The sequence below is a fragment of the Pseudonocardia yunnanensis genome, assembly GCF_039534065.1.
In the GTDB taxonomy this organism is placed as follows: Bacteria; Actinomycetota; Actinomycetes; order Mycobacteriales; family Pseudonocardiaceae; genus Pseudonocardia; species Pseudonocardia yunnanensis.
In genome coordinates this window covers 153,127-178,796 of record NZ_BAAAUS010000004.1, presented here as the reverse complement: position 1 = coordinate 178,796, position 25,670 = coordinate 153,127, and the positions used below count along the sequence as shown (strand labels likewise).

Annotated in this window: 23 protein-coding genes and 2 tRNA genes; 17 read left to right on the top strand and 8 right to left on the bottom strand. The window is 71.1% G+C overall.

From position 1 onward, the window contains the following. The first annotated feature begins 23 nt into the window (after window positions 1-23). From gltX to ABD743_RS05495, 3 genes are all read left to right on the top strand, one after another. Window positions 24-1,535, top strand: a complete 1,512-nt coding sequence (gene gltX, locus ABD743_RS05505) for a glutamate--tRNA ligase (RefSeq protein ID WP_344719479.1) — start codon at window positions 24-26, stop codon at window positions 1,533-1,535. A gap of 65 nt (window positions 1,536-1,600) precedes the next feature. Next, window positions 1,601-1,672 (top strand) — tRNA-Gln (locus ABD743_RS05500). 45 nt (window positions 1,673-1,717) lie between these two features. Further along, window positions 1,718-1,790 (top strand) — tRNA-Glu (locus ABD743_RS05495). Between the two features lie 146 nt (window positions 1,791-1,936). Here the strand turns inward: ABD743_RS05495 and ABD743_RS05490 are convergent. Beyond that, entirely contained in the window at window positions 1,937-3,829 is a 1,893-nt protein-coding gene (locus tag ABD743_RS05490) for an Hsp70 family protein (protein ID WP_344719548.1), read from the bottom strand. Window positions 3,830-3,964: 135 nt separating this feature from the next. Continuing rightward, window positions 3,965-4,666: an IclR family transcriptional regulator gene (locus ABD743_RS05485; RefSeq protein WP_241035996.1), complete on the bottom strand. Its 702-nt coding sequence runs from the start codon at window positions 4,664-4,666 to the stop codon at window positions 3,965-3,967. 54 nt (window positions 4,667-4,720) lie between these two features. Between ABD743_RS05485 and leuC the strand changes: the two genes are divergently transcribed. The 4 genes from leuC to ABD743_RS05465 all read left to right on the top strand — a co-directional run bounded on the left by leuC (window position 4,721) and on the right by ABD743_RS05465 (window position 8,699). Next, on the top strand, window positions 4,721-6,133 hold the full coding sequence (gene leuC / locus ABD743_RS05480; RefSeq protein WP_344719478.1) for a 3-isopropylmalate dehydratase large subunit: 1,413 nt from the start codon (window positions 4,721-4,723) through the stop codon (window positions 6,131-6,133). After that, window positions 6,133-6,726, top strand: coding sequence for a 3-isopropylmalate dehydratase small subunit (gene leuD, locus ABD743_RS05475; protein ID WP_344719476.1), 594 nt, complete (start codon window positions 6,133-6,135; stop codon window positions 6,724-6,726). Before leuC ends, leuD begins: the two co-directional genes overlap by 1 nt. Before the next feature lie 147 nt (window positions 6,727-6,873). Further along, window positions 6,874-8,088 carry a S1 family peptidase gene (locus ABD743_RS05470; RefSeq protein ID WP_344719474.1) on the top strand — a complete coding sequence of 405 codons (1,215 nt, stop codon included), beginning with the start codon at window positions 6,874-6,876 and terminating at the stop codon, window positions 8,086-8,088. 113 nt (window positions 8,089-8,201) lie between these two features. Continuing rightward, window positions 8,202-8,699 carry an HU family DNA-binding protein gene (locus tag ABD743_RS05465; protein WP_344719473.1) on the top strand — a complete coding sequence of 166 codons (498 nt, stop codon included), beginning with the start codon at window positions 8,202-8,204 and terminating at the stop codon, window positions 8,697-8,699. Between the two features lie 36 nt (window positions 8,700-8,735). Here ABD743_RS05465 and ABD743_RS05460 read toward each other — a convergent pair whose 3' ends face one another. The 3 genes from ABD743_RS05460 to cofC all read right to left on the bottom strand — a co-directional run bounded on the left by ABD743_RS05460 (window position 8,736) and on the right by cofC (window position 12,841). After that, the gene (locus tag ABD743_RS05460; protein WP_344719471.1) at window positions 8,736-9,674 is read right to left on the bottom strand and encodes an NUDIX hydrolase; all 939 of its coding nucleotides are present in this window, start codon (window positions 9,672-9,674) and stop codon (window positions 8,736-8,738) included. Continuing rightward, entirely contained in the window at window positions 9,671-11,917 is a 2,247-nt protein-coding gene (locus ABD743_RS05455; RefSeq protein WP_344719469.1) for an RNA degradosome polyphosphate kinase, read from the bottom strand. Before ABD743_RS05455 ends, ABD743_RS05460 begins: the two co-directional genes overlap by 4 nt. Before the next feature lie 258 nt (window positions 11,918-12,175). Then, window positions 12,176-12,841, bottom strand: a complete 666-nt coding sequence (gene cofC, locus ABD743_RS05450; RefSeq protein WP_344719467.1) for a 2-phospho-L-lactate guanylyltransferase — start codon at window positions 12,839-12,841, stop codon at window positions 12,176-12,178. Window positions 12,842-12,938: 97 nt separating this feature from the next. Between cofC and ABD743_RS05445 the strand changes: the two genes are divergently transcribed. The 5 genes from ABD743_RS05445 (at window position 12,939) to ABD743_RS05425 (ending at window position 17,213) form a co-directional block, all read left to right on the top strand. After that, the gene (locus ABD743_RS05445; protein ID WP_344719466.1) at window positions 12,939-13,646 is read left to right on the top strand and encodes a lysophospholipid acyltransferase family protein; all 708 of its coding nucleotides are present in this window, start codon (window positions 12,939-12,941) and stop codon (window positions 13,644-13,646) included. Then, window positions 13,643-14,659, top strand: a complete 1,017-nt coding sequence (locus ABD743_RS05440; protein WP_344719464.1) for an NAD(P)H-dependent glycerol-3-phosphate dehydrogenase — start codon at window positions 13,643-13,645, stop codon at window positions 14,657-14,659. Before ABD743_RS05445 ends, ABD743_RS05440 begins: the two co-directional genes overlap by 4 nt. A 21-nt stretch (window positions 14,660-14,680) precedes the next feature. Continuing rightward, window positions 14,681-15,790: a cystathionine gamma-lyase gene (locus ABD743_RS05435; RefSeq protein WP_344719462.1), complete on the top strand. Its 1,110-nt coding sequence runs from the start codon at window positions 14,681-14,683 to the stop codon at window positions 15,788-15,790. Window positions 15,791-15,881: 91 nt separating this feature from the next. Next, the gene (locus tag ABD743_RS05430; protein WP_344719461.1) at window positions 15,882-16,475 is read left to right on the top strand and encodes an HNH endonuclease; all 594 of its coding nucleotides are present in this window, start codon (window positions 15,882-15,884) and stop codon (window positions 16,473-16,475) included. Window positions 16,476-16,589: 114 nt separating this feature from the next. Next, window positions 16,590-17,213 carry a response regulator transcription factor gene (locus tag ABD743_RS05425; RefSeq protein ID WP_344719459.1) on the top strand — a complete coding sequence of 208 codons (624 nt, stop codon included), beginning with the start codon at window positions 16,590-16,592 and terminating at the stop codon, window positions 17,211-17,213. A 23-nt stretch (window positions 17,214-17,236) separates the two neighbouring features. On the opposite strand, the gene ABD743_RS05420 is transcribed toward ABD743_RS05425, so the two are convergent. Together ABD743_RS05420 and ABD743_RS05415 are read right to left on the bottom strand one after the other, a co-directional pair. Continuing rightward, window positions 17,237-17,878 carry a response regulator gene (locus ABD743_RS05420; RefSeq protein WP_344719457.1) on the bottom strand — a complete coding sequence of 214 codons (642 nt, stop codon included), beginning with the start codon at window positions 17,876-17,878 and terminating at the stop codon, window positions 17,237-17,239. After that, window positions 17,866-19,866, bottom strand: coding sequence for a histidine kinase (locus tag ABD743_RS05415; protein WP_344719456.1), 2,001 nt, complete (start codon window positions 19,864-19,866; stop codon window positions 17,866-17,868). The genes ABD743_RS05420 and ABD743_RS05415 overlap by 13 nt, the downstream gene beginning before the upstream one ends. A gap of 110 nt (window positions 19,867-19,976) precedes the next feature. Between ABD743_RS05415 and ABD743_RS05410 the strand changes: the two genes are divergently transcribed. Further along, entirely contained in the window at window positions 19,977-20,738 is a 762-nt protein-coding gene (locus ABD743_RS05410; RefSeq protein WP_344719454.1) for a hypothetical protein, read from the top strand. Window positions 20,739-20,894: 156 nt separating this feature from the next. Then, window positions 20,895-22,730, top strand: a complete 1,836-nt coding sequence (locus ABD743_RS05405) for a hypothetical protein (protein ID WP_344719453.1) — start codon at window positions 20,895-20,897, stop codon at window positions 22,728-22,730. Window positions 22,731-22,765: 35 nt separating this feature from the next. Here the strand turns inward: ABD743_RS05405 and ABD743_RS05400 are convergent, their stop codons facing one another. Continuing rightward, window positions 22,766-23,113, bottom strand: coding sequence for a nuclear transport factor 2 family protein (locus tag ABD743_RS05400; RefSeq protein ID WP_344719452.1), 348 nt, complete (start codon window positions 23,111-23,113; stop codon window positions 22,766-22,768). A gap of 329 nt (window positions 23,114-23,442) precedes the next feature. Between ABD743_RS05400 and ABD743_RS05395 the strand changes: the two genes are divergently transcribed. From ABD743_RS05395 to ABD743_RS05385, 3 genes are all read left to right on the top strand, one after another. Then, window positions 23,443-24,045 (top strand): 3'-5' exonuclease, encoded by a 603-nt coding sequence (locus tag ABD743_RS05395; protein WP_344719451.1) that lies wholly within the window; start codon window positions 23,443-23,445, stop codon window positions 24,043-24,045. 180 nt (window positions 24,046-24,225) lie between these two features. Beyond that, window positions 24,226-24,597, top strand: a complete 372-nt coding sequence (locus tag ABD743_RS05390; protein WP_344719449.1) for an effector-associated constant component EACC1 — start codon at window positions 24,226-24,228, stop codon at window positions 24,595-24,597. Window positions 24,598-24,684: 87 nt separating this feature from the next. After that, window positions 24,685-25,638: an endonuclease/exonuclease/phosphatase family protein gene (locus ABD743_RS05385; protein ID WP_344719448.1), complete on the top strand. Its 954-nt coding sequence runs from the start codon at window positions 24,685-24,687 to the stop codon at window positions 25,636-25,638. Window positions 25,639-25,670: the final 32 nt, after the last annotated feature.

The following is a 25,670-nucleotide window of genomic DNA, read 5'->3' as shown; positions in this document are numbered from 1 at the left end:
GCCCGGATAGGCTTGGCCACATCATGAGTGAGCCTGCGAGCGAATCCCGGCCGGCCGGCGTCCGGGTCCGGTTCTGCCCGTCGCCGACGGGCACCCCCCATGTCGGTCTCATCCGCACCGCGCTGTTCAACTGGGTGCACGCCCGCCATCACGGCGGCACCTTCGTGTTCCGGATCGAGGACACCGACGCCAGCCGCGACTCGGCCGAGTCCTACGCCGCGCTGCTCGACGCCCTGAGGTGGCTCGGGCTCGACTGGGACGAGGGTCCCGAGGTCGGCGGCCCGCACGCCCCGTACCGGCAGAGCGAGCGCGGGCCCATCTACGCCGACGCGCTGCAACGGCTGATCGACGGGGGAGAGGTCTACGAGTCGTACTCGCGGGCCGACGAGATCGAGGCTCGCCACCGCGCCGCCGGCCGCGACCCGAAGCTCGGCTACGACAACGCCGACCGCGACCTCACCGAGGAGCAGCGCGCCGCGTTCCGGGCCGAGGGGCGCGCGCCGGTCTACCGGCTGCGGATGCCCGACCGGGACATCACCTTCACCGACCTGGTGCGAGGAGATGTCACCTTCCGGGCGGGCACCGTGTCCGACTTCGTGCTCGCCCGTGGCGACGGCACCCCGCTCTACCCGCTCACCAACCCTCTCGACGACGCGCTCATGGGCATCACCGACGTGTTGCGCGGGGAGGACCTGCTCTCGTCCACGCCGCGGCAGATCGCGCTGCTCGAGGCGCTGCAGCGCGTCGGAATCGGCAAGGGTCCGTTCCGCTACGGGCATCTCCCGCTCGTCACCGGAGAGGGCAACCGCAAGCTCTCCAAGCGCGATCCCGAGTCGAACCTCTTCCTCTACCGGGAGCGCGGATTCATCCGCGAGGGTCTGCTCAATTACCTGGCCCTGCTCGGCTGGTCGATTGCCGAGGACCGCGATGTGTTCACGATCGACGAGATGGTCGCCGCGTTCGACATATCGCGGGTGTCGAGCAACGCCGCTCGTTTCGACCTGAAGAAGGCCGAGGCCATCAATGCGGCTCATCTGCGGGCGCTGCCCGTTGAAGAGTTCGCGCGGCGGGTCGAGCCCTACCTCGTTGACGAGGGTGTGATCGAGGGCACGATCACCGAGGAGCAGCGTGCGCTGCTGGCCGCGGCTGCGCCCCTCGTGCAGGAGCGCAGCGTCGTGCTGTCCGACGCGGCACGCATGCTCCGGTTCCTGTTCGTGCCGGAAGAGGGCTTCGTCCCCGAGGCCGAGGCCGCGGAGAAGAATCTCGGCGCCGACGCGGCCCCGGTGCTCGACGCGGCCCTGACCGGCCTGAACGGCGTCGACGACTGGTCGACCGAGCGCATCGAGACGGCGCTGAAGTCGGCGCTCATCGACGGACTGGGGCTCAAGCCGCGCAAGGCGTTCGCGCCCGTCAGGGTGGCCGTGAGCGGCCGCACGGTGTCCCCGCCGCTCTTCGAATCGATGGAGCTGCTGGGCCGGGAACGATCGCTCACCCGGTTGAGGGCCGGTTTGGAGCGGGCTGGAGGCCTCGGCTAGAGTAGTCGCCGCAGGGCAGGCGAGACCGGCTCCCGCGGTAGAGGGGCCGGTTGATCCTGAACCCTTGGGGTATGGTGTAATTGGCAGCACGACTGATTCTGGTTCAGTTAGTCTAGGTTCGAGTCCTGGTACCCCAGCGGAAACGCACCAGAAGTGGTCTGATAAGCTAATAGCGTTTCCACGGCCCCGTCGTCTAGCGGCCTAGGACGCCGCCCTCTCAAGGCGGTAGCGCGGGTTCAAATCCCGTCGGGGCTACAACGAAAAGGCTCGTTCCGGTTATCCGGAGCGGGCCTTTTCGCATTGCATTGTGCGAGGGCAGCTCGCCGAGGTCATCCAGCGTTGGTGCGCGCACCGTGCAGATACGACGGGCGNNGCACGGCGCCCGGCGGACATGCAGGGGCTCAGGCCACCCCGCCCGCGCCCGCGCGCGCGGCCGTCGTCGGCGGTTGCGAACCACTCGCGGCCGGAGGTGGCGATGTGGTCGTCGTCGGAGGCGTCGTTGTCGTCGTTGGCGGCGTCGTCGTGGTGGTCGGAGGCCGGGTTGTCGTGGTGGTGGGTTCCGACTGCCGGGTCGTGGTGGGCTCCACCGGCTCGCTGGTGGGCGCGGGCCTCGTCGTCGGGGCCGGCTGGTCGGGGGGACGCGAGTCTCCGGGCGCGGGCTGCGAGCCCGGCCGGCCATTATCGGCCGGGTCCGTGCCCGTATCCGGCTCCTGCTCGGGGGTGGGCTCGCCGGGATCCGTCACCGCGGAGATGGGCGGATCGCTGCTCTGGACGTCGGGCTCGAGGGGTACCGACCGGCCGGTGGGCCACAGGGCGATCGCCGCAACCACGGCGATCGCGGCGGCGATCCCGCCGATGGTCACCAGGCGGGCGGCCGACGGGCCGCGGGGGCGGTCGGCGTACTCGATGAAGTCGCGACCGTCGTCCGGGTCGAGCTGCGGTCGCTCGGGGTAGGAGGGCGCGGGGGGCATCGGCCCGTTGCGGGAGCCCGACATCCACTGGGTGGCCGGGGCGGGGGCGGCTGCCGCCGCGGCTTCGCCGTAGCCCGGCCGGGGTGGGTAGGACGAGGACCCCACGCCGATCGGCGGGGTGGCCCCCGTGCCCATCGGCGCGCCCGCGCCGGCGAGCGCCGCAGCGCCCATCGGCTGGCCTCCGGGTCCGGGTCCGGGTCCGGGTCCGGGTCCGGGGCGCGAGGGCGCCACCTGCGGCATCGCGCCACTGCCGGACGGGGGACGCAACGACAGCGCGGCACCCATGGCGATCGCGTTCTTCGGGTCGGCGTCCACCGCGACCGGGCGGCCCAACTGCTCGGAGACGAGCTGGCCGACGAGCGGGATGCGCGAGGACCCGCCGACGAGCAGCACGGCCGACAGCTGCGCAGGCGCCAGACCGGCCGAACCGACTGCTCGGCGGAGCGCGTCGACCGTCTCCTCGACGCGCGGCCGGATCATGGCTTCGAACTCGCTGCGGTGCAGCCGTACCGAGCCCTGACCCGCGGGCGTCATGACCTGGATCGAGACCTCGGTGTCGCTGCTCAGCGCTTCCTTGGCCTCGGTGCACTCACGCCGCACCGCCGCAACGGCTGACAGCACGGCCGGGTCGGTCTCGTCGAGCCCGTCGAACGCCTCGGGGAGCCCCTGGCGGACGTGCTCGAACACCACCTCGTCGAAGTCGATGCCGCCGAGGCGCTCGATGCCTTCGGGGCGGCCGAGAAGCGTGAACCCGTGGTCGTCCTTGTGGACGACAGCGGCGTCGAAGGTGCCGCCGCCGAGGTCGTACACGGCGATCGTGGAGCCCGGCTCCACGCGCTCGCCCGCGGCGTAGTGCAGCGCGGCGGCCTGGGGCTCGGCGATGAACGTGATGGGCACGCCCTGGGCTGCGACTGCAGCGCCCAGCCGGTCCTTCTTGTGGGCACCCCACGACGCGGGATGCGCGACGGCTACCCGCATCGCGGGCCCGCCCTCGCGCTGAGCCGCCCGGTCGACGACCCAGCGCACGAGCCGGGCCGACAGCTCCTCCGGTGCCCACGGCCTGCCGGCGACGAGGATCGGCGTGGGATCGCCGATCCGGCGCTTGAACTCGCGCACCACGTGGTCGGGGCTGCTCACGGCCCGGCGTTCGGCCGCTTCGCCGACGATCACCGCTCCGTCATCGCCTATGTAGAGGACGGAGGGCACGGCACTGGAGCGGTCGCCCAGGTTGACGATCTCCGTATCGCTCGGGCGGGCCCCCGACCGGCCGATGGCGGCTGCGGTGCGGGTCGTGCCCACATCGATGCCGAGCAGATAACTCATCGTCACCCGTTTTCGTGTCCGTACGACTCTCTGTGCCCATCGAGCAGAGCGTCGGTCACGTTAGCCGCGCCACGCCGGGGACCGATCGGGCGGGTATCGATCGCAAGGCGACATACCGCGTAACACGCCGGGGTGTCACAGACGATGTTGCAGAGCCTCCGCGGCCGCCAGTAGATCAGCGGCCCAGCGGACGCCAGGACGCCGGCCGATCCGATCGACCGGACCCGACACCGAAACCGCTGCGATGACCTGGCCAGAGCTGTCGCGGACGGGGGCCGACACGCTCGCGACGCCGGACTCGCGCTCGGCCACGCTCTGCGCCCAGCCGCGTCTTCGGACGTCGACGAGCACCCGCTCGCCGAACATCGCGTCGGCCAGCACGGCGCGTTGGACCGTGGGCTCGGCCCAGGCGGCCAGCACCTTGGCCCCGGAACCGGCGGTCATCGGCATCCGGGTGCCGACGGGAACGGTGTCGCGCAGCCCGCTGGCCGGCTCCGCGGAAGCGACGCAGACGCGCTGGGCGCCGTCGCGACGGTAGAGCTGCACGCTCTCGCCGGTGATGTCGCGGAGCCGGGGCAGTACGGCTGCGGCTGCCTCGAGCAACGGGTCGACGCCGCCGGCCGACAGTTCGGCGAGCGTGGGCCCGGGGCGCCAGCGACCGTCGGCGCCGCGGTGCAGGAGCCCGTGGACCTCGAGACCGACGGCCAGCCGGTGCGCCGTGGCGCGGGGCAGACCGGTGCGCTGACACAGTTCGGCCAGCCCACAAGGCTCGGCAGCTGCGGCCCGGAGAACCCCCACGGCCTTGTCCAGAACTCCGACGCCGCTAAGCTGTCTCACGGGACGATATTAACGTCCCGGTATATGGGACGTCCAGCGGAGGATGGGATGATTATGGGACGCACGCTGGCGGAGAAGGTCTGGGAGAGGCATGTCGTCCGGCGGGGCGAGGGCTCGGAGCCCGACCTCCTCTACATCGACCTGCACCTCGTGCACGAGGTGACGAGTCCCCAGGCGTTCGACGGGCTCCGGCTCGCCGACAGAGGCGTTCGCCGTCCCGACCTCACGGTCGCCACCGAGGACCACAACGTTCCCACCGCCGACGTCGAGCTCCCGATCGCCGACCCGGTGTCGCGCACCCAGGTGGAGACGCTCCGCAAGAACTGCGCCGAGTTCGGCGTGCCCCTCTACCCGATGAACCACGCCGAGCAGGGCATCGTGCACGTCGTCGGTCCCCAGCTCGGGCTCACCCAGCCGGGCATGACCGTGGTCTGCGGCGACAGCCACACGTCCACCCACGGCGCGTTCGGAGCGCTGGCCTTCGGCATCGGCACGTCGGAGGTGGAACACGTGCTGGCCACCCAGTCTCTGCCGCTGAAGCCGTTCCGCACGATGGCGATCAACGTCAACTCGGCCGACGGCCGGCTGCGTGACGGCGTCACCAGCAAGGACATCGTGCTCGCGATGATCGCCCAGATCGGCACCGGGGGCGGGCAGGGCTACGTGCTCGAGTACCGCGGCAACGTCATCGAGAACCTCTCGATGGAGGCGCGGATGACGATCTGCAACATGTCGATCGAGGCCGGGGCTCGCGCCGGCATGATCGCCCCGGACGACACCACGTACGCCTACCTGAAGGGCCGCGACCGCGCGCCGAAGGGCGAGGCCTGGGACGAGGCCATCGCGTCGTGGAACGCGCTCCGCACCGACGACGACGCCACGTTCGACGCCGAGGTGTTCATCGACGCCGACGCGCTCACGCCGTTCGTCACCTGGGGCACCAACCCCGGCCAGGGGCTCCCCCTCTCGGAGAACGTGCCCGACCCGTCCCGCATCGTGGACGAGCAGGAGCGCGCGTCGGCCGAGAAGGCGCTCGCCTACATGGGTCTGGAGGCGGGCACCCCGCTGCGCGAGGTGGCCGTCGACACCGTGTTCGTCGGCTCCTGCACCAACGGGCGCATCGAGGACCTGCGCGCCGCCGCCGCCGTGATGAAGGGCCGGAAGGTGGCCGACGGTGTCCGGATGCTGGTCGTCCCGGGCTCGATGCGCGTGCGCTTCCAGGCCGAGGACGAGGGGCTCAGCGACATCTTCGCCGAGGCAGGCGCCGAGTGGCGCTCCGCGGGCTGCTCGATGTGCCTGGGCATGAACCCCGACCAGCTGGCGCCGGGCGAGCGCAGCGCGTCCACGTCGAACCGCAACTTCGAGGGCCGTCAGGGCAAGGGCGGCCGCACCCACCTCGTGTCCCCGCTCGTCGCCGCGGCCACCGCGGTGCGCGGCACCCTGAGCTCTCCGGAGGACCTGGACTGATGGAACCGTTCAGCACCCACACCGGCATCGGCGTGCCCCTTCGCCGGTCCAACGTCGACACCGATCAGATCATCCCCGCGGTGCACCTCAAGCGCGTCACGCGCACGGGCTTCGAGGACGCGCTGTTCGAGGCCTGGCGCCAGCAGCCGGACTTCATCCTGAACATCGAGCCGTTCTCGCGCGGATCCGTGCTCGTGGCCGGGCAGGACTTCGGCACGGGCTCGTCCCGGGAACACGCCGTATGGGCTCTCATGGACTTCGGATTCCGGGCGGTCATCTCGTCGCGGTTCGGTGACATCTTCCGTGGCAACTCGGCCAAGGCGGGGCTCGTGGCGGCGCAGGTGGCGCAGCCCGACGTCGAGCTGCTGTGGAAGTTGCTGGAGAACGCCCCCGGCACCGAGGTGACCGTCGACCTGACGGAGCAGGTGGTGCGGGCGGACGAGCTCGTCGTCCCGTTCGAGATCGACGAGTACACGCGCTGGCGCCTGCTCGAAGGCCTCGACGACATCGGGCTCACCCTGCGCCACGCCGACGACATCACGGCCTTCGAAGCGAGCCGGCCCGGCCACCTCCCCACCACGGCCCAGGTCTGATCCGGTCATTCACGCCTTTTCGGCCGACGTTCGGCCGAAAAGGCGAGGATGCGGCCGGAGCGGTCGTACTTTCGACCGAGATCAACACTGCAACGTCCGCCGTAGCGTCATTCCCCGTCGATAACCGTGGAAATCGGGGGGAATCCGATGGCGTGGGGAAGTTCAGGGCGCCGGTGGGCGCGAGCGGGAGTGCTCGGCTCGCTGGGGGCGGCCGTGGCGGTCGTCCTGGCCGCGGCGCCGGCACAAGCGATCACCGGTGGCACCCCGGTGCCCGATGCCGCGGATGCCCCGTGGATGGTGACGCTCGCACGCCCCGGTGACGAGCCACTGGCGCAGCGCACGTTCTGCGGTGGAGCGCTGATCGCGCCGGACCGGGTGCTGACCGCGGCGCACTGCGTGTCGGAGGGCGATCCCCGTCGCGTCGAGGTCCACCTGGGCGCGGCGGTGCTGTCCCGTGATCCCGGTCGGATCCTTCCGATCGAGGGTGTCGCCGTGCACCCGGAGTACAAGCAGGTCCCGTCGCCTGCCGATCCGACGAGCTTCACCAAGTCGAGCGCGGTGGCCGACGTCGCGATCATCGGCCTCGCCGAACCCGTGCCCGACGCGATGCCGCTGGTGGTGGCGGACGAGGCGCCGTCGCCCGGTGCCACGCTGACGGCGTACGGGCACGGCATCACGGCAGCGCCGTCGACCGACCCCGCGATGCCGCCGCCGTCCAGCAGTGACGAGCTGCTCAGGGCGGATCTCGGCCCGATCTCGGCGCAGGCCTGCGCGACCCGTCTCCACACGCCCTCGGGCAGTGACGACTCGGTGGTGTGCGCTCAGGCGACGCAACCGGACGGGCCGGCGATCTGCCCTGGCGACAGTGGCGGGCCGCTCGTCGAGCTTGTGGACGGGCGCGCGGTCATCGTCGGGGTGACGAGTTTCAGTGGCGAAGTGACCGACCAGATGTGCGCGGCCGGCACCGCAGCGGCGTTCGCCGACGTGGCGGGGCTGCGGGACTGGATCACGCAGCCCCACCCCGTCTTCGAGCCGTCGCCCGCCGAGGACGTCACGGTGACCGGGAAGCTCGCCGTGGGTTCGACGATCACCTGCGCGACTCCGGAATGGGAAGGCGGCGAGCCCGCGACGCTCGAGTACAGCTGGTCGCGTGGTGAGATCGACACGACCACGCCCAAGGAGGCGTGGAACACCCCCACCGGGTTCCTCTTCTTCGTCCCGATCGACGGCCAGACCGCTCCGACCCTGACCGTGCCCGCCGATCTGTCCGGACGCGACGTCCTCTGTTCGGTCGAGGCCGGCAACGCGGGGGGTTCGGTCTCGTACCACTCGGACAGCGTGACGATTCCCGAACACTCATAGGAACGCCCGTCCACCCTGTCACTGCGGAGCCGGCACGCCGGTTCCGCAGTGACGCGCGACGCGTTCGGCCAGGTCATGTGCCACCGACGCGATGCGCGTTCTACGTTGGTCGGATGAACAAAACCCAACTCGTGGATGTACTCGCGGAACGGCTCGGTGATCGGCGCACCGCGGCGGGTGCCGTCGACGGCCTACTCGAGACCATTGTGGACGCCGTTCGCTCAGGTGAATCGGTCTCGCTCACCGGGTTCGGTGTGTTCACCAGCCGCCCCCGGGCCGCCCGCGTCGCCCGCAACCCGCGCACCGGCGAGACCGTGAACGTCCCGGCCACCACGGTGCCGGCGTTCCGTCCGGGCACGGCGTTCCGCACGGCCGTCAGCGGCGCTGAGCCGCAGACCTCCCCGCGTACCGCGGCGGCCCTCACACCCGCGGTCGTCGTGACCGAGCAGGTCGACGCCCTGGAGAAGCCGGGCAAGCCCGCGAAGGCGAAGCAGGACGACCGGACGGCCGACGAGCTCGAGAAGGCCGACAAGATCGACAAGGCCGCGAAGGCGGGAAAGAAGGCGGCGAAGGCGAAGGACGGCAAGCCCCGCAAGGGCAAGAAGAAGTAGGCGGGCCGCTCGCGCCGCGGCCCACCGCCCGCATGGTCAGCCGGTGGGGCGGGGGTAGTAGTCGGCGGTGCAGAGCTCGGCGTCCCTGCAGAACGTCAGCGCCCAGGTGCTGCCCTTCTTGGCCGGGACGTCCTCGGGGTCCACGGACACGTCCGCGCCGGTGGCGAGTGCCGCGACGAGGTCGGGGATCACGCCACCCTGGCTGCACACGACCGTGACGCCGGGCTCCTTCGCCAGCTCCCGGAATCGGGCGAGCCCGGCCGCGATGTCGCGGTAGAAGGCGTGCTCGCCGAGCAGCGGCTCGTCGAGCACGGCGAGCCCGAGCGTCTCGGCGAGCGGTGCCACCGAGTCCCGGCAGCGCACCAGCGGCGCGCTGGCGATGCGCTCCGGTCCGAACAGCGGCAGCAGTCCGGTCAGCCGACGGACCTGCTCGCGGCCCGCTTCCGACAGCGGCCGCAGGTCGTCGTCGCCGTCCCAGTCGCCACGGCTGCCGGCCTTTGCGTGCCGGACGAGCAGCACCACCGAGCTGGGGATGCCGACCTCCGCGAACCGCTGCAGCACCTCGAGGTCGTGCCGGTAGGACAGCATGTCGGCAGCGCGCTGGACACCGACCCACCGCAGCTCGTCGGTCTCGTCGCCCGGCACGAACTCGCCGCCGAGGGCCTCCGCGCCCCAGTACCGCACCAGTTTCTGGCCCTCGGGCACCGGATAGTGCACGTCGCCGAGTGCCGGCCCGAGACGGACGCGCTGTCCCGTCTCCTCGGCCACCTCCCGGACCGCGGCGAACGGCAAGGTCTCGCCCGCGTCGAGCTTGCCTTTCGGGAACGACCAGTCGTCGTAGCGCGGCCGGTGCACGAGCCCCAGCTCGGGGCCGCGGGTGCCGGGCCGCCACAGCACCGCTCCCGCGGCCAGCACGTCGGCGTCGTTCGTGTCCGTGGTGGCGTGCGGAGGGCCGGACCGGAAAACCCCGTTCATTCGTTGTCGGCCGTGGCGCCGGCGTGTAGCAGCATCATCTCCGCCTGGTGGTCGCGCACCGGTGACACCCCGGAGTCCGGCGACGGCGACGGCTCCCACGACCCGTCGGCGTGCAGCGTCCAGCACCGGGTGGCCGGGTCGAGGCAGGAGTCGAGCATCAGGCCGAGCCTGCTCGCCAACCTCGGGTCGGCCACCCGCAACAACACCTCGACCCGGCGGTCGAGGTTGCGGTGCATCATGTCGGCGCTGCCGATCCAGTACTCGTCGGCCGCCCCGAAGTGGAACACCCGCGAGTGCTCCAGGAACCGGCCCAGGATCGACCGGACGTTGATGTTCTCCGACAGGCCGGGGCGACCCGGCCGGATCGCGCAGATGCCGCGCACCACCACGTCCACCGGAACGCCGGCCAGCGACGCGCGGTAGAGCGCGTCGATCACCTGCTCGTCGACCAGTGAGTTGACCTTGATCCGGATCCGGGCGGCGGGGTTGCCCTCGCGGTGGGCCTCGATCTCGTCCTCGATCCGGCGGACGATGCCGCGGCGGACGCCGTAGGGCGCCACCAGCAGGCTCCGGTAGGAAGTCTGGTGGGAGTAGCCGGTGAGGGAGTTGAACAGGTCGGTGAGGTCGGCACCGATCGTCGGGTCGGCCGTGAGCACGCCGAGGTCCTCGTAGAGCCGGGCGGTCTTCGGGTTGTAGTTGCCGGTGCCGATGTGGCAGTACCGCCGGATCGTCGACCCCTCCTGCCGCACCACGAGCGAGGTCTTGCAGTGCGTCTTCAGGCCGACGAGCCCGTAGACGACGTGCACGCCCGCTTTCTCCAGCTCGCGTGCCCAGCGGATGTTGGCCTGCTCGTCGAACCGCGCCTTGATCTCCACCAGCGCGACCACCTGCTTGCCGGCCGCGGCGGCGTCGATCAGGGCGTCGACGATCGGGGAGTCGCCGGAGGTGCGGTAGAGGGTCTGCTTGATGGCGAGGACGTTCGGGTCGGACGCGGCCTGCTCGATGAACCGCTGCACGCTCGTGGAGAACGAGTCGTAGGGGTGGTGGACCAGCACGTCGCCCTCGCGCAGGGTGGCGAACACGCTGCGCGGGGTCTCCCGGTCAGCGAAGGCCGGGTGTGTTGCCGGGACAAAAGGGTCGTCCTTCAGGTCCGGGCGGTCGACCCCGTGCACGGCCCACAGCGAGGTGAGGTCGAGCAGCCCGGGCACGGTGACAACGTCGGCGGGGTCGACGTCCAGCTCGCGCAGCAGCAGCTCCAGCACGTGCTCGCTCATCGTGTCGGTGACCTCGAGGCGCACGGGCGGTCCGAACCTGCGCCTGGCGAGCTCGCGCTCCAGTGACTGCAGGAGGTCCTCGTCGCGGTCTTCCTCGACCTCCACGTCGGCGTTGCGGGTGACGCGGAAGGCGTGGACCTCGGCGAGCTCCATGCCGGTGAACAGCTCACCGAGGTGGGCGGAGATGAGGTCCTCGAGCGGAAGGAACGTGACCGTGTCGTCGTCGGTGCGCACCCGCACCAGCCGCGGCACGTTGTTGGGCACCTTGACCCGCGCGAACCGCTCGGTGCGGCCCTCGGGGTCGCGCACGGTGACAGCGAGGTTCAGCGACAGCCCGGAGATGTAGGGGAACGGGTGCGCCGGGTCGACGGCCAGCGGGGTGAGCACCGGGAACACCTGGGCCGAGAAGTAGGCCGAGAGCCTGATCCTCTGGTCGTCTGTCAGGTCGCCCCAGCGCAGGATGCGAATGCCCTCGGCCGCCAGCTCGGGGCGCACCTGGTCGAGGAAGACGCGTGCGTGCGCCTCGGCGATCGCCTGCGTGCGGGCCGCGATCCTGGCGAGCTGCTCACGGGGGGAGAGGCCGTCGGCACTGCGGACGGCGAGCCCCGTCTCGTCGCGGCGCTTCAGTCCGGCCACCCGGACCATGTAGAACTCGTCGAGGTTGGACGCGAAGATCGCGAGGAACTTGGCCCGCTCCAGCAGCGGCTGGCTGGGGTCCTCGGCGAGGGCGAGCACCCTGGCGTTGAAGTCCAGCCATGACAGCTCGCGGTTGAGGTAGCGGTCGTCGGGCAGGCCGGACGACGGCGCGAGGGTGCGTGCCGGTGGACTCACCGGCACGGCGGCCGCTGTGCCGGTGAGGGCCGGGACCGTGGCGGTGGCGGGGGCCGCAGGGCCAGGCCGCCGATCGCTGCTACGCCGCGCGTCCGTCTCCGGTTCCTCGTGGCGAACGGGCACCGTGGTGCTGCTCACGGGGCGGCTCGCCGCATGCACCCGACGGGTCGACGGCCGCGGGGACCGCCGCCCGCGCGTGCCCTGCCGGGCGGGCGTCTGGTCCTCGGGGCCGGGCTCCGGGACAGAACTGCTCACGTCGTCACCCACGATGGTGATTCTGGCCCACCCGGCGACTGTGTGCGGATCCCGCCGAGGGTCGAGCGGGTGAACTGCGCCGCAGGAACCAGCCGATATGCGAGCTACGACGGATTCGAGCAGCTCCGATTGGGGGCTGCGTCAGTGGTGCGGGCTCGGTGCGAGGACGCTTGACGTGTGCTCACCCAGGCCGAGATCCATGGCTTCGCGCAGGTCGTCGGCCGTGTCGACGTCTCGCCGCAGGCCCGGCCAGTCACCGTGCAGCGGCTGCGCACCGGAGTCGCGGTGACGCAGGGCCGAGCCCACTCCGAACAGCGGGTCGAGCGCGACACCCGGCGCGGCGAGCAGGAAAGTCGTGCCGGTGCCCTCGGCGTCGGAGCAGAAGACGCGCCCGGCCCGGCCCGCGAAGAGCTGTGCCGCGGCGGCGATGGCGTCGTCCAGCTCAGCGGTGCGAAGCGCCGGCAGGTCGGCCTGCAGCGCCCCGACCGCCGCCGCGGGGTCGTGCTCCCGCAGAAGCGCTGCGCCGCCCGCGTAGGCGGCGTTGAGGCCCGGCACGGGGCCGTCCGGAACGACCTCGACGCCCACGGCGCCGAGCTCGGCGGCGACCACCGGGTCGGAGCTGATCACGAGCAGGCGCCGCACTCTGGTCGAGGCCCGCACCGCGGCCACCGTGTCATGCGCCAGCGCCAACGCCAGACGTGCGTGGGCGTCGGCGTCGCCGATGCCCTGGTCGGCGGCGCCGCGCAGCCGGGACTTGGCCGCGCCCAGCTGCTTGACCGGGACCACCAGGTCCACGGTCGACATCATCGAGCCCACCCCTCCATCGTGCACCGAACCCGGAGGTGGACCCCGAGCGCCCGGCCAGGAAGACTCTCCGCGTCAGGCCGGGATCGGAGGTTCGTGCGTGAGGCGTGAGAAGGGCGGCTTCTGGATCGCGTTCTGCGCGGTGTTCTTCTACCCCATGGGCTGGCTGTTGGGCCGCTCGCGGTTCGAGGGCAAGGAACACATCCCCTCGACCGGCGGTGCCCTTCTGGTGGCCAACCACATCTCCCACCTCGACCCGATCTTCAGTGGCCTCGTGGTGCACCGGGCCCGGCGGGTGCCCCGGTTCCTGGCCAAGAACAGCCTGTGGAGCAAGCCGGTGCTCGGCTGGGCCATGCGCGGCAGCGGGCAGATCCCCGTCTACCGGGAGTCCGCCGACGCGCAACACAGCCTGCGGGAGGGCACTCGGGCGCTGACCGATGGCAAGGTCGTGGTGATATACCCGGAGGGGACGATCACCCGCGACCCGGAGGGATGGCCGATGCTCGCGCGCACCGGCGTCGCCCGGCTGGCGCTGTCGGCCGAGGTTCCCGTCGTTCCGTTCGTCCACTGGGGCACGCGGGACGTCTACGACGGCTACAAGGGGCAGTTCCGGCCGCTGCCCCGCAAACCGATCATCGTGCGCTGCGGCGAACCCATCGAACTGACGGCGTACCGCGGGCGTCCGCTCGATGCCGCGCTCCTGCGCGAGGTCACCGACGTGATCATGTGCCGGGTCAAGGAGCTGCTCGCCGAGGTTCGCCAGGAGGAGGCCCCCGTGCAGTTCTTCCGCCGCGGAGCGGATTCGTGAGCGGTGGCCGGGAGGTCCGCCGGGTCGCCGTCCTCGGCGCGGGGTCGTGGGGCACGGCGTTCGCGAAGGTCATGGCCGACGCCGGACGCGAGGTGCGGCTGTGGGCCCGCCGTCCCGAGGTGGCCGCGGCCGTCAACGAGCGACGCAGCAACCCGGACTACCTGGCGGGCATCGTCCTGCCCGCGCTGCTGACGGCCACCACCGACCCGGCGATCGCGCTCGACAAGGCCGATGCGGTGGTGTTTGCGGTGCCGTCGCAGACGCTGCGCGACAACCTCGTCCTCTGGCGGGATCTGCTGCCCCGCGACAGCACGCTGGTGAGCCTCGCGAAGGGCGTGGAGCTCGGCACGCTGCTGCGGATGAGCGAGGTGATCTGCGAGGTTGCGAGGGTCCCCGCTAAACGGGTGGCCGTCGTGTCCGGCCCCAACCTGGTGCGCGAGATCGCCGCGGAGGAACCCACTGCCACCGTGATCGCCTGCTCCGACCACGACCGCGCAGTGGCCCTGCAGCAGGCGTGCACCACCGGCTACTTCCGTTCCTACACCAACACCGATGTCATCGGCTGCGAGCTGGGCGGCGCGGGCAAGAACGTCATCGCGCTCGCTTGCGGCATCGCCACCGGAATGGGATTCGGCGACAACACCACTGCGTCGCTGATCACCCGCGGGCTCGCGGAGATTGCACGGCTGGGGGTGGCGCTCGGGGCGGACCCCCTGACGTTCGCGGGGCTCGCCGGGCTCGGCGACCTGGTTGCCACGTGCTCGTCGCCGCTGTCCCGCAACCGCACGTTCGGCGAGCACCTGGGCCGCGGGGAGTCCTTGGCGAAGGCGGAGGCCGCCAACCACGGGCAGGTGGCCGAGGGCGTGAAGTCGTGCCTGTCGATCTGCCAGCTCGCGGCCCGGCACGGGGTGGAGGTCCCGATCGCCGACGCCGTGCGGCGCGTCTGCCACGAGGGGCTCTCCGCCGCGGAGATGGGCAAGGAACTGATCAGCCGGGCTCCGCGCCCCGAGTAGGCCACGTCGTAGTGTGAGGGCGTGACGGGGGACGGGACGCGCTGCGTGCACGGTGGCCACAGCGGAGGCGTTCTCGGCGAAGCCCTGCATCCCGGCCCCGTGCTGTCGTCCACGTTCCACCTCGGCGGCCCCGCCGACCCGACGCCCACCGACTTCTACGGCCGCGCCGACAACCCCACCTGGCGCATGCTCGAGGCCGCCATCGGCGATCTCGACGGCGGCGAGTGCGTGCTGTTCGCCTCCGGGATGGCCGCCATCGCCGCGGTGCTGCGGCTTGCGGGCCGCGACGGTGCGCTGGTCCTGCCCTCCGACGGCTATTACCTGGCCCGTTCGCTCGCCCGCGACGAGCTGGGCCCCCTCGGCGTCGAGGTGCGCGAGGTGCCGACGGCGGGTGAGTGGCCGGACAAGGTGCTCGACGGCGCCGCGCTCGTGCTGCTGGAGACGCCCTCCAACCCCGGCCTGGACGTGGCCGACATCGCTGCCGCCGCTGCCGCCGCCCACGCCGCCGGGGCGCTCCTGGCCGTCGACAACACCACGGCCACGCCGTTGGGACAGCAGCCGCTGGCCCTCGGTGCCGACCTCACCGTGGCCAGCGACACCAAGGCACTCGCCGGGCACGGGGACGTCGTTCTCGGCCACGTCAGCGTCCGCGACGGCGCACTCGCGGCACGGCTGCGCGAGGCGCGTGCCCGTGGCGGTGCCGTACCCGGGCCGATGGAGGCCTGGCTCGCCCACCGCGGCCTCGGCACCCTCGATCTGCGACTCGCGCGTCAGGCCGCCAACGCGGCCGCCGTGGCTGCCGCGGTCGCCGAGCACCCCTTGGTGTCGGACGTCCGGTGGCCGGGCCTGCCGCACGATCCGGCCCACGCCGTGGCGATCCGGCAGATGCGGCGCTGGAACGGAGTGCTGCGGTTCACCCTGCCCGACGAGCACGCGGTGGGGCGGTTCCTGGCCGCGTCCCGGCTCGTCACGTCGGCCACCAGCTTCGGTGGCCTGCGCAGCAGCGCCGATCGCCGGCAACGCTGGGGCGACGACGTGGCGCCCGGGCTGGTGCGGTTCTCGGCGGGCTGTGAGGACGAACACGATCTTGTCGCGGACGTCCGGGCCGCCTTGGCGGCTGTCTCCGGGTGAGAGTTGCCACTCAACCAAATGTGATTCGGACCCATATCACACGTGCGTCGCCCCCTCCCGCTATGGTCTGATCTGCGAGGGAGGTGGTCGCGTGAAGCATCGACAACCCGACCCCATCAGTGCCGACCCCGAGCCAGGGGAGGCGCTGGGGATCACGCCGCACCCGAGCGTGGTCCCGACGGGGTCCCGGGTCCTGCTTCTCAATGCGACGTTCGAGCCGCTCGCCGTAGTCACGGCGAAGCGTGCCGTCGTCCTGATGCTCACCGGCAAGGCCGAATGCGTCGAGGCCGCACTCGACGAGGTCTTCCACTCGGAGAACCTCACGGTTCCCGCCCCGTCGGTGATGCGCCTTTCCCGCTACGTGCGAGTGCCCTACCGCCGCGCCGTCCCGATGACGAGGGCGGGTGTCCTGCGCCGCGACAGCCGCCGCTGCGGCTACTGCGGCAAGCGCGCCGACACGATCGACCACGTCGTCCCCCGCAGCCGCGGCGGCACCCATTCCTGGGAGAACTGCGTCGCCGCCTGCCGCACCTGCAACTCTCGCAAGGCCGACAGGATGCTGGCCGAGCTCGGTTGGAGCCTCGCGTTCGTTCCCCGGGCACCCGACCGCGCGGCCGGGGGCATCCTCGTGCTGGCCGTGGAGCCACTCCCCGCGTGGGAGCCGTGGCTCGGTGTGGCTGCGTAATTCCCGAAACACGACAAACCACAGCTAACGTCAACTGCCGTTCGTACGAGCCCTCTCTCGACATAGACCTGGAAGCGTTCGGGGGGGCTTGTGTCGATGTCGCCATCTGTTCCCGTGCTCGTCGTAGGACCGCACGACCTCGTCACGACCTCAGTGGTCACCGCGTTGCAGGCCAACGGGTTCGCTGCGGAGGAGCGTGAGACCAACGGGAGTTGCGCGTTCCCCAGAGTGGACAGAGCCCGGGGCGTGGTCGTGGTGAACCTCGATCTCCCCGAAGGCGTCGGCCTGGTCGCCAAGGCCGTGACGTCGGGCTGGCCGACGCTCGTCGTCGGTCAGCAGACCGACCGGGAGCGCACGGCAGCGGCCGTGGCCGCGGGCGCGGCGGCGTACGTCCCGCGCAGCTGTCCGCTCGACGTGCTGGTCCGCACGGTCCTGCACATGAGCGTCGGCCGGCCGGTCATGATGGCCAAGGAACGCATGGCCTGGCTCGAGCTGCACCGCGTGGCACGGGCGGAGGTCAACACGCGCCGGCGCCGCCTCGACCTGCTCACCGACCGCGAGTTCGAGGTGCTGCGGCGGCTGGAGCGTGGCCAGAAGGCCGCCGACATCGCCGTGGACGCCGTGCTGGCGATGAGCACGGTGCGCACGCACATCCGGTCCATCCTCGTGAAGCTCGAGGTCAACTCCCAGCAGCACGCGATCGCGATCTACCGCGAGACGAGGCGGCAGGGCGAGTAGCCGGTCCCTGCGCGCCGTGTCCGCTATCGCGATCCGAGGTAGGTGATCACGGCGAGAACCCTCCGGTGACCCTCGACGCCGTCGACGAGGCCGAGCTTGATCATGATGTTCGTGACGTGGGTCTCCACGGTGCGGTCGGTGAGGACCAGTCGCTGGGCGATTCCTCGGTTGGTCCGGCCCTCGGCCATGAGTGCGAGCACCTCGCGTTCGCGGGCCGTGAGCCGTTCCAGCGGGTCGTGCTTGCGGCGGTGGCCGATGAGCTGGGTGACGACCTCGGGGTCGAGGGCGGAGCCACCTGCCGCGACCCTGCGCAGTGACTCCAGGAACTCGTCGACATCGAAGACCCGATCCTTGAGCAGGTAGCCGAAGCCGCCGCAGCTGATCAGGTCGACCGTGGCATGGGTTTCGATGTGCTGGGAGAGGAGCATGATCCCGAGGTCGGGGTGGTCGTCGCGGAGGCTGCGTGCGGCCCGCGCCCCGTCGCCGCCGCGGTGGGGTGGCATGTGGATGTCCACGACGGCGAGGTCGGGTCGGGTCTTGGCCACGGCGTCGACGAGTGCGTCGGCGCTCCCGACCTTGGCGACGATCTCGTGGCCCGCGTCCTGGAGCAGTCTGGCGAGCCCCTCGCGGAACAGCACGGAGTCCTCAGCGATCACGGTCCGCACGGCAGGACCGCCTCGATCATCGTCCCGGTGGCTGTGTCGGTGCCGACGCCGTGACCGACGGAGAACCGGCCACCGGCCGCGGCGACCCGGTCGACCAGCCCCGCGAGCCCTGATCCGGGTCGGGCGACCGCGCCGCCCCGGCCGTCGTCGCTGACCCGGACGACGACGTGCCCGTCGCGGCGGATGACGCACACGTCGATGTTCTCGGCGTCCGCGTGCTTCACGACGTTGGCCAGAGCCTCGCTCGCGACGTAGTAGGCGGTGGTGGCCACCTCGTCCGGCACGTCCTCGTCGAGGACGTCGAGCCGCACCGGGATCGGCAGCGCGGTGGTGAGCGAGCGGATGGCCGGGCCGAGCCCCGAGTCGAGGTCGAGCGGCCGCAGCCCCTGCGCGATCGCACGTAGCTCGGCCACCGCGGTGCCCAGCTCGGCGACGGCCTGGTCCAGCAGGCCGTCGATCTCGGCCCGGGCGCCGGCACCCTCGTCGCTGAGATGGCGCTGGGCGATCCGGATGGACATGCCGAGCGACACGAGTCGTTGCTGGGCGCCGTCGTGCAGGTCGCGCTCGAGCCGGCGGCGCTCGCGGTAGCCGGCCTGCAGCAGCCGCGCCCGGCTCTCGGCCACCTCCTGGAGCGCCTCTCTGATCTCCAGCCGTGACCGGATGACCTCGACGAGCAGCGCGCATCCGGACGCGGTCTCGCGCAGCAGCTCGCGGGTGGCGGTGGTCGCCGACGGCAACAGGGACCCGATGTGCGTGTCGCCGAGCCGGACGGGCACCTCGTGGCCGACGTCGACCACGGGGACGCAGTGCTCGTCGACCAGGCCTGCCCGCCCGGGCAGCACGTAGCCGACACGCAGGCCGGGATCACGCAGGGCGACCCGGAGCACTGCCGGGAGATCCTCGGGCCGCGCTACACCTGCGTCGACCTGGGTTCGCAGCTGCGCCACTGCGTCACGCACCGATCGGCGCAGCGGGTAGAACCGCCGGTCGACCTGGTCCTTCAACCGGCTGCGCAACGGGGAGAGCGCAAGCGCGCAGATTGCGGTGGCGACGGCAGCCGCCTCCGCGGAGTCGCGTCCGAACAGGACGCCGCCTGCCACCTCCATGGTCGCGAAGATCGCCAGCAGCAGGGCGCTCAGCAGCCCGTAGGTGATCGTGGCGCTGAACGCACGGTCCACGTCGTAGAGGTCGTGGCGCAGCACCGCGATCGCGGTGGCGGCCGGGATCGCGACGGCCGTGAGACCGAGGCCCACGACCACGAGGTCCGGGGTGTCGAACACCAGATAGGACAGCCAGCAGAGCAGAAGGGTGAGCGGCAGCAGCGTTGCGCCGAGGGCGAACCAGCGCACCTGCGCGCGAGCAACCGGGCCGTCGGCCCGGCGGTAGCGCACGATCATCGCTGCGGCACTGGCGACGAGCAGCCCCAGGAACGCGACGGGCAGCGCGATGCCGATCGGGGCGATCTGCGCCGGAACGACTCCGAGTGCATGGGGAACGTCCGTGAACGGCGGCGGGTAAGGGGCCGGATCCAGCGCGCACAACACGATGAAAGCGGCGGGCACCACGACGAGTCCGGCAGCGACCCACCGCCAGTTCCGGCCCGGCAGCCGCCCATCGGGAAAGACCAGCATGAGGAACGCGGGCGGAAGGTACAACAACATCCAGGAGCCCTGGCTCAACCCGACGACCAACGCGGAGACCGGTAGCGCACCGGGATGCGCGGCGACGACGGCCGTGTACTCGTCACCGAGACCGACGACGAGCAGCGGCACCGCGCCGACCAGGCACAGCAGGGGAGCGATCCGGTTGTGCGGGCGACGCAGCGCGATCACCAGACCGAGCGCGAGGGCGGGCAACAGGAACGCGATGACGACCACGGTGACGAGGACACCCACGTCGGGCCAGCGCGCCAGCAGTACGACGCACCACGCCAGTACCGCCAAGGAAGCAGCGCAGATCAGGGCGGCGAACGCCCTCGGCCAGGCCATGGCGCACACGGTAAAGCGGGCAGCGATCTCGGTCACCCGTGCCAGCACGGAGAAGAAGTGCCGTGCCGGTACGGAACCCCGGGCCGCGGGTTTTCGGGACCGTTTCCGGCATGACTTCTCGGAGTACGGCTCTCGGTGTCCTGACAGTTTCACTCGCCGCCGCGCTGATGGCCGCCTGTTCGGCCGCGCCGGCGGGGGCTCCGAGTCCCGCCGGCGCACCGGCGAAGGATCAGGCGGCGGCCTGCGCTGCGCAGGTCTCGCTGGACTCGACCATCCCGCCAGGCCTCGATCCCGAGAGCCCGGCCCCCTCCGCCGGCGAGATGCAGGCGTGGGCTTCCTCGGTCGAGCCGTTGTTCACCGTCGTGCGGGAGAACGCACCCGACACCCTCACCGGTGCGCTCCAGACCTACTCCGCTCAGTTGGACCAGGCCAAGAAGGGACAGCGGATCGACGCCACCTCGACGGAGGGCACCGCGGCATCCAACGCCATGAACGAGTGGGTGTACGACAGCTGCGGTTTTCAGACTCTCGACGCCGTGAACGACGGCGGGACGGTCGGCCCGATCGCCCCCACGATGAAGCCCGGTCCTCTCGCGATTCGATTCACCAACTCCGGCGATCCGGCCAAGGCCGGGTTCGTCCTGCTGCTCGCCCGGGTCAAGGACGGCCAGAACGTGACTCCCGCCGACATCGACAGCGGTCAGGCGGCTATCGAGCAGGTCACCGACGTCGCCGCAGGTGCGCTCTCGACGGGCACCGGTCCGGCCTACAGCGTTGCCGTGTTGAGGCCCGGCAGCTACCTCGTCTCGACGGTGCTCGGCACCCCGTCGCAGTTCTCCGGCACGGTCACGAAAGCCTTCACCGTCTCCTGAAGTCGATCACGGTCCCGGGCCCGAGCGCGTTGTCGGCACCGCTCCGGAACTTCGTGCAGCCCCCGTTCGTGATCGGGACATGGGGGGACGAATGGGGCGCACGCAAGGCGTGCAGCGGCAGGCCGTGCTCGACGAGCTGGGGGCGACGGCGTCCGCATGACCGTCCAACCCGGCGCCGTCGGATCTCTCGTACCCGCAGCCCGCGCGTCCTCGCCTGCAGAGCCGTCGGTGGGGATCTCCCGGTGGTTGTCGCCGCTGCTCGCCGTTGCGGCTGTCGCTTTGCTGCCGGTGGCCGCGGCGACCACCGATCTGGCAGCGCTCGACGGCTGGGGGCTGGCCCGGGTGCTCGGGCCTGCCGCGTGGGCGTCCCTCTTGTGTGCGGTGGGCGCCTGCGTGGTCGAGCTGTGGTCGCCACGCCCGCGGATCCCGATGCTCGGTGCAGCCACCGCGGTTCTCATCCTCTGCTCGTTCGGCATGCCGTCGGTGGTGGAGCCGGCGGCCCGGTTCACCACGGCGTGGCTGATCGCCGGGTTCACCAACGCCATCGCGGGCGATGGCCAGGTGCCGATCGGTATCGACGCCCGGTTCTACTGGCCGGCGTTCTTCGCGCAGTGGGCGTTCTTCCAGGACGCGGGGGGCGTCACCCGGCTCGACTCGGTGCTGCGGTGGTTCCCACCGGTGATCGTCGGCGTCTGGGCGATCGGTGTGTACGCCTTGGCCCGTTCGATGTTGGGGGGCACCCGCGCGCCCTGGGTGGCCGCCTGGCTCTTCCTCGGCTTGAACTGGATCGAGCAGGACTACTTCTCGCCGCAGGCCATCGGCATCGTGCTGATGCTGACCGTGCTGGCGTTCGCGCTCGGGCCGCTGGCCACCCGGCGCACCGACTCGGCCGGAGTGCCGGGCTGGCCTTCCCCGCATCCCGACGCGGAGCGGCTGCCACTGTGGCGCAGGTGGGTGGTCGCGGCGAGGACGCGGCCGACCCGGCCGAGTCTGCCGCCGCGCCAGCTGCTGCTGATCTACTTCTGCGCCGCGCTGTGCCTGATCGCGATCGCACCCGAGCACCAGCTCACACCGTTCGCGATCATCGGTCAGCTGGTTCTGCTCGCGGTGGTCGGCCGCTTCAGGGGCCGTGGCCTCGTGCTCGTCGCGATCCTCGCGGTGGCCGTGTACGTCCTGATCGCGGGTCGGGAGTTCTGGCTCACCCAGCTGAGCCTGATCACGGGCGCCGGGGAGGAGGGCAACGCGCTGGAGGTGGGTGTCGCAGGCCGGCTGGAGGGCGACTTCGGTCAGGTCGCGGTGAAGCTCCTGCGCATCGTCGTCCCGGTCGCCACCTGGCTGCTCGCGATCATCGGAGCCTGGGTGTACTGGCGGCGCAGGCGCGACCTGGTGCCGATCGCGCTCGCCGCGGTGCCCATGGGCATGGCGGCCGTGCAGAGCTACGGCGGTGAGCTGTTCCTGCGCATCGTGCTGTACGGCCTGCCGATCCTCGCGATCCTCGGCGCCGACGCACTGCGGGCGCTCGTGCGTTGGCGACGCGGCATGGAATACGTCCTCGCCGCCGGGATGGCGCTGCTGTTCGGGTCGATCATCCTGATCCGCGGCGGCAACGAGGCCTACATGATCGTCTACCCGGACGAGGTGGACATGGTGCGCGAGGTCTACGCCACCACCCCGCACGGCCTGGAGGTCATGCCGCTGATCAACGTCGGGCCCTACGCCGTCGAGGGCGTCGACACCCACAGCCACGGCACAGTGATCGAGGGATGCACCCAGCTGGCCGACGACCCGATCCGCTGCATCAACGCCGAGTACCCCGACGTCCTGCTCACCTTCGACGCGGTCGAGGCCCAGGGCCGCTACCTCGATCTGAAGCCGCCGGGTTGGTCGCTGCAGGTCGTCCAGGAACTCGTGGCGTCAGGTCGCTACGTCATCACCTATCAGAACGGGTTCGACGTGGTGCTGCGCAAGACCGCGCCTCCACCACCGGGGTGAACGACGTGGGGTCGGAACTGGTCGGATGTGAGCCGCTATGTGGTGCTCTGGAGCGTGTAGCGCACGGTCTGGACGCGGATGCCGTCGTCGTCGAAGACGAACGTGTCGACGCCGTCCAGGGCCTGCTGGGACGCGGACACCGCGCTCCACGTGATGAACAGGACGTCGTTCTCGAAGATCTGGGTCGGCACGTCCCACTTCGCGTCCGGGAGGTCGGCGAGGAGCTCGGTGAAGGCCTCGCGGACGCCGGCCTTGCCGTGCCGGACCCCGCGCGGCGTGATGAACACCGCATCGTCGGTGTAGTCGGCGACGATCTCGTCGATGTCGCCGGCGATCAACGCACCGGCGTGGTGCTCGAAGATCTGCTGCGGAGTTCTCGCCATCGCTGCCCCCTCGTGGTCCTACCAGGTTCGATCAGCGTGTCCTGCCTGCGCACCGGTGTCCAGAGAGCGGGCAGACGGCTGAGGGACAGGACAGCCGCCCTGACGATACTGATCGCGACATGACCCGAAAGTGAACGGGGTGCTTCGCTCCGTGCTCGCCCCTTGGCGGGATGATCGAGCCATCACCGCACGCGCCGCCGTAGCCGCGGGCCTCGTTGAGTCGCCGAGCGAGCCGGGCATGCACACGGGGCCGGCTGGTGCAGAACTTCAGCGACCGCTGGTGCCATCGCAGGCCCAGACCACGGTCGGACCCCCTTCGGAGATTCCGCGTGTACTTCAGTACCCCCACAGCTCTGGCCGATCATCCACTTGCCGTCGTCGACGTGCAGGGCAACGGGCAGCAGCCACCGGAGATCGTCGACATCGCCGTGCTGCCCATCGAACCCGCCGCGGACCTGCGGCAGGCGAGCATGCGTGTCTGGCTCGTCCGCCCGGACCGTCCGATCACGCCCGACGTCACCGACGGCGTCCACGGCATCCGCAACACCGACGTCCTCGCCTGCCCGAGTTGGGCGCGAGTGGCCGAAGAGGTGTACGCCGCGATCAGGGGGCGGGTGCTCGTGGCGCACAACGCGGCCGTCGAGCTACGGGTGATCGCCAACCACCTGCCTCAGTGGCGCCCCTCGCTCGTCCTCGACACGGCGCGGCTCGCGAGGGCGGTCTGGCCGGGGCTGCCCGGCGGCTACGGCTTGAGCCGCCTTGCTACCCATGCCGGGCTCCTTCCGCCGCACATCCGGCCGGGGGAGCGACGACACCGGGCCGGCTATGAGACGTGGATGACCGGGCAGTTGCTGTTCGCTCTGGTTCAGCGCAGCGGTCTCACGTGGGAACAGGTCGTGGAGGCGGGCAGTGTTGCGGATCTCTCGACGTGACAACTACTCACCGTGGTAACGGATTCACACTGCAGAATGAATAACTCTTTGGTCGACGCCGAGCATCGAGGAGTGCAGTGGGTATCCAGCAGATCGACAAGCGAGCCACGTGGCCAATGCATAGCACCTGTCGAGGCGGTGCAGCCGTCCGGTATGTCCGCACCGAGGCGCTACGCATCGATGCCTGAGGAGCAGGAGGCCCAGGCGAGGATCCACCTCACGGAGTCCGACGCGCATGCGCTCAGCGCGTGGCTCAACCGGGCAGGGCACTTCCGTGGCCTGGTCGACGTCAACACCTGCGTACCGGGCCGCGGCGGGTCGACGTGCATGGTCGACGTGGTGATCGTCCTGGTCGGCAGCCGCATGCTGGCTCTGCTGGTCAGCAAGATCTACGACTGGATCGCGGTGCAGCGGGGCGCGACGAGCGTGACGGCGACGTACACGAGTCCAGGTGGCACGCCGCTGGAGATCGAGGTCGATCGCTCCGACGACCGCTCGCAGCTGATCGACCGGGTTCGCAGGCTCGTCGAGTCGGGCGAGGCCCGTGCCTGACCTCACCACCCGATCGAGTGAGGAACCCGGGAGCACATCCGTCCGTTTTCCGGAGGCCGGCGTCGAGAGGGATCGTCACTTATGGGCATGAAAAGCACATTGCGCGTCGCGGCGGCGGCCGTCCTGGCCGGATCTGCGGCGAGCGTGGTTCTTCCCGATTGGATTCGGCTCGACCGCCGATTCCCTTTCGTGGCCATCGTCGCTTTTCGCCCACAGTTCGCGGTTTCGGCGCTGGCTGCCGCTGCGCTGCTTGCGAGGGGTTCGCGCACCCGTCCGGCGGCAGCGGCGGTCGGGGCCGTCGCCGTGGCGGGCCTCGGCGCGGTCGCCGCTCGGGCGGTCCGCTTCCCGACGCGTGCGGCTGCTCCGGACGACCTCGCCATCCTGACGTTCAACGTGCTCAACGGGCGGGCCGACACCGGGGAGCTCGCCACCCTGATCGCCCGGGAGACCCCTCATTTCGTCGTGCTCCCGGAAGCCGGCTCCGACTTCCGCGACAAGCTGATCCCGCTGGTGGAGACGCTGGGCTACCGGTCGTGGGTCTCGACGGCACCGGGGGTCAAGGACGGCCAGGGCGTCACGCTGCTGGCGGCGTCTGGTGCCGGGGACGTGCAGGTCCGCTCGGGCACCGGGATGCGGTTACGGCACCTGGAGGCCACCGGCGGGATCCTCGGCAGGCGAAGCCTCTTCGCGATACACACCGCCGCACCCGTGGACCGCAGGCGGACGGCCCAGTGGCTGCGTGACCTCGCGCTGGTCGAGCGGTGGTGCCACGGTCCCGTGGCGCCGATCGTCGTCGGCGACTTCAACGCCACGCTCGACCACTCGGCCTTTCGCGCCGCGCTCGGGGGATGTCGCAGCGCGGCCGTCGGCACCGGGAAGGGACTGGTCGGCACCTACCCGTCGTCGGCAGCACCGTGGGCCGGCATCCAGATCGACCATGTGCTGGTGCCGATCGGCACGGTGACCACCGGGTTCGAGGTGGTCGAGGTCGAGGGCACCGATCACCGCGGCGTGCTCGCGCGCGTCCGCGTGCCCCGGTGAGAGGGCGGCCCGATCCCTCTCGGGGCCAACAC

What these genes read in the sequence shown, in the direction of transcription:
- gltX (WP_344719479.1), top strand. Translation starts at nt 24, where the DNA reads ATGAGTGAGCCTGCGAGCGAATCCCGGCCGGCCGGCGTCCGGGTCCGG.
- ABD743_RS05490 (WP_344719548.1), bottom strand. Translation starts at nt 3,829, where the DNA reads ATGAGTTATCTGCTCGGCATCGATGTGGGCACGACCCGCACCGCAGCC.
- leuC (WP_344719478.1), top strand. Translation starts at nt 4,721, where the DNA reads ATGGGACGCACGCTGGCGGAGAAGGTCTGGGAGAGGCATGTCGTCCGG.
- leuD (WP_344719476.1), top strand. Translation starts at nt 6,133, where the DNA reads ATGGAACCGTTCAGCACCCACACCGGCATCGGCGTGCCCCTTCGCCGG.
- ABD743_RS05470 (WP_344719474.1), top strand. Translation starts at nt 6,874, where the DNA reads ATGGCGTGGGGAAGTTCAGGGCGCCGGTGGGCGCGAGCGGGAGTGCTC.
- ABD743_RS05465 (WP_344719473.1), top strand. Translation starts at nt 8,202, where the DNA reads ATGAACAAAACCCAACTCGTGGATGTACTCGCGGAACGGCTCGGTGAT.
- ABD743_RS05460 (WP_344719471.1), bottom strand. Translation starts at nt 9,674, where the DNA reads ATGAACGGGGTTTTCCGGTCCGGCCCTCCGCACGCCACCACGGACACG.
- cofC (WP_344719467.1), bottom strand. Translation starts at nt 12,841, where the DNA reads ATGATGTCGACCGTGGACCTGGTGGTCCCGGTCAAGCAGCTGGGCGCG.
- ABD743_RS05415 (WP_344719456.1), bottom strand. Translation starts at nt 19,866, where the DNA reads ATGGCCTGGCCGAGGGCGTTCGCCGCCCTGATCTGCGCTGCTTCCTTG.
- ABD743_RS05410 (WP_344719454.1), top strand. Translation starts at nt 19,977, where the DNA reads ATGACTTCTCGGAGTACGGCTCTCGGTGTCCTGACAGTTTCACTCGCC.
- ABD743_RS05405 (WP_344719453.1), top strand. Translation starts at nt 20,895, where the DNA reads ATGACCGTCCAACCCGGCGCCGTCGGATCTCTCGTACCCGCAGCCCGC.
- ABD743_RS05400 (WP_344719452.1), bottom strand. Translation starts at nt 23,113, where the DNA reads ATGGCGAGAACTCCGCAGCAGATCTTCGAGCACCACGCCGGTGCGTTG.
- ABD743_RS05390 (WP_344719449.1), top strand. Translation starts at nt 24,226, where the DNA reads ATGCCTGAGGAGCAGGAGGCCCAGGCGAGGATCCACCTCACGGAGTCC.
- ABD743_RS05385 (WP_344719448.1), top strand. Translation starts at nt 24,685, where the DNA reads ATGAAAAGCACATTGCGCGTCGCGGCGGCGGCCGTCCTGGCCGGATCT.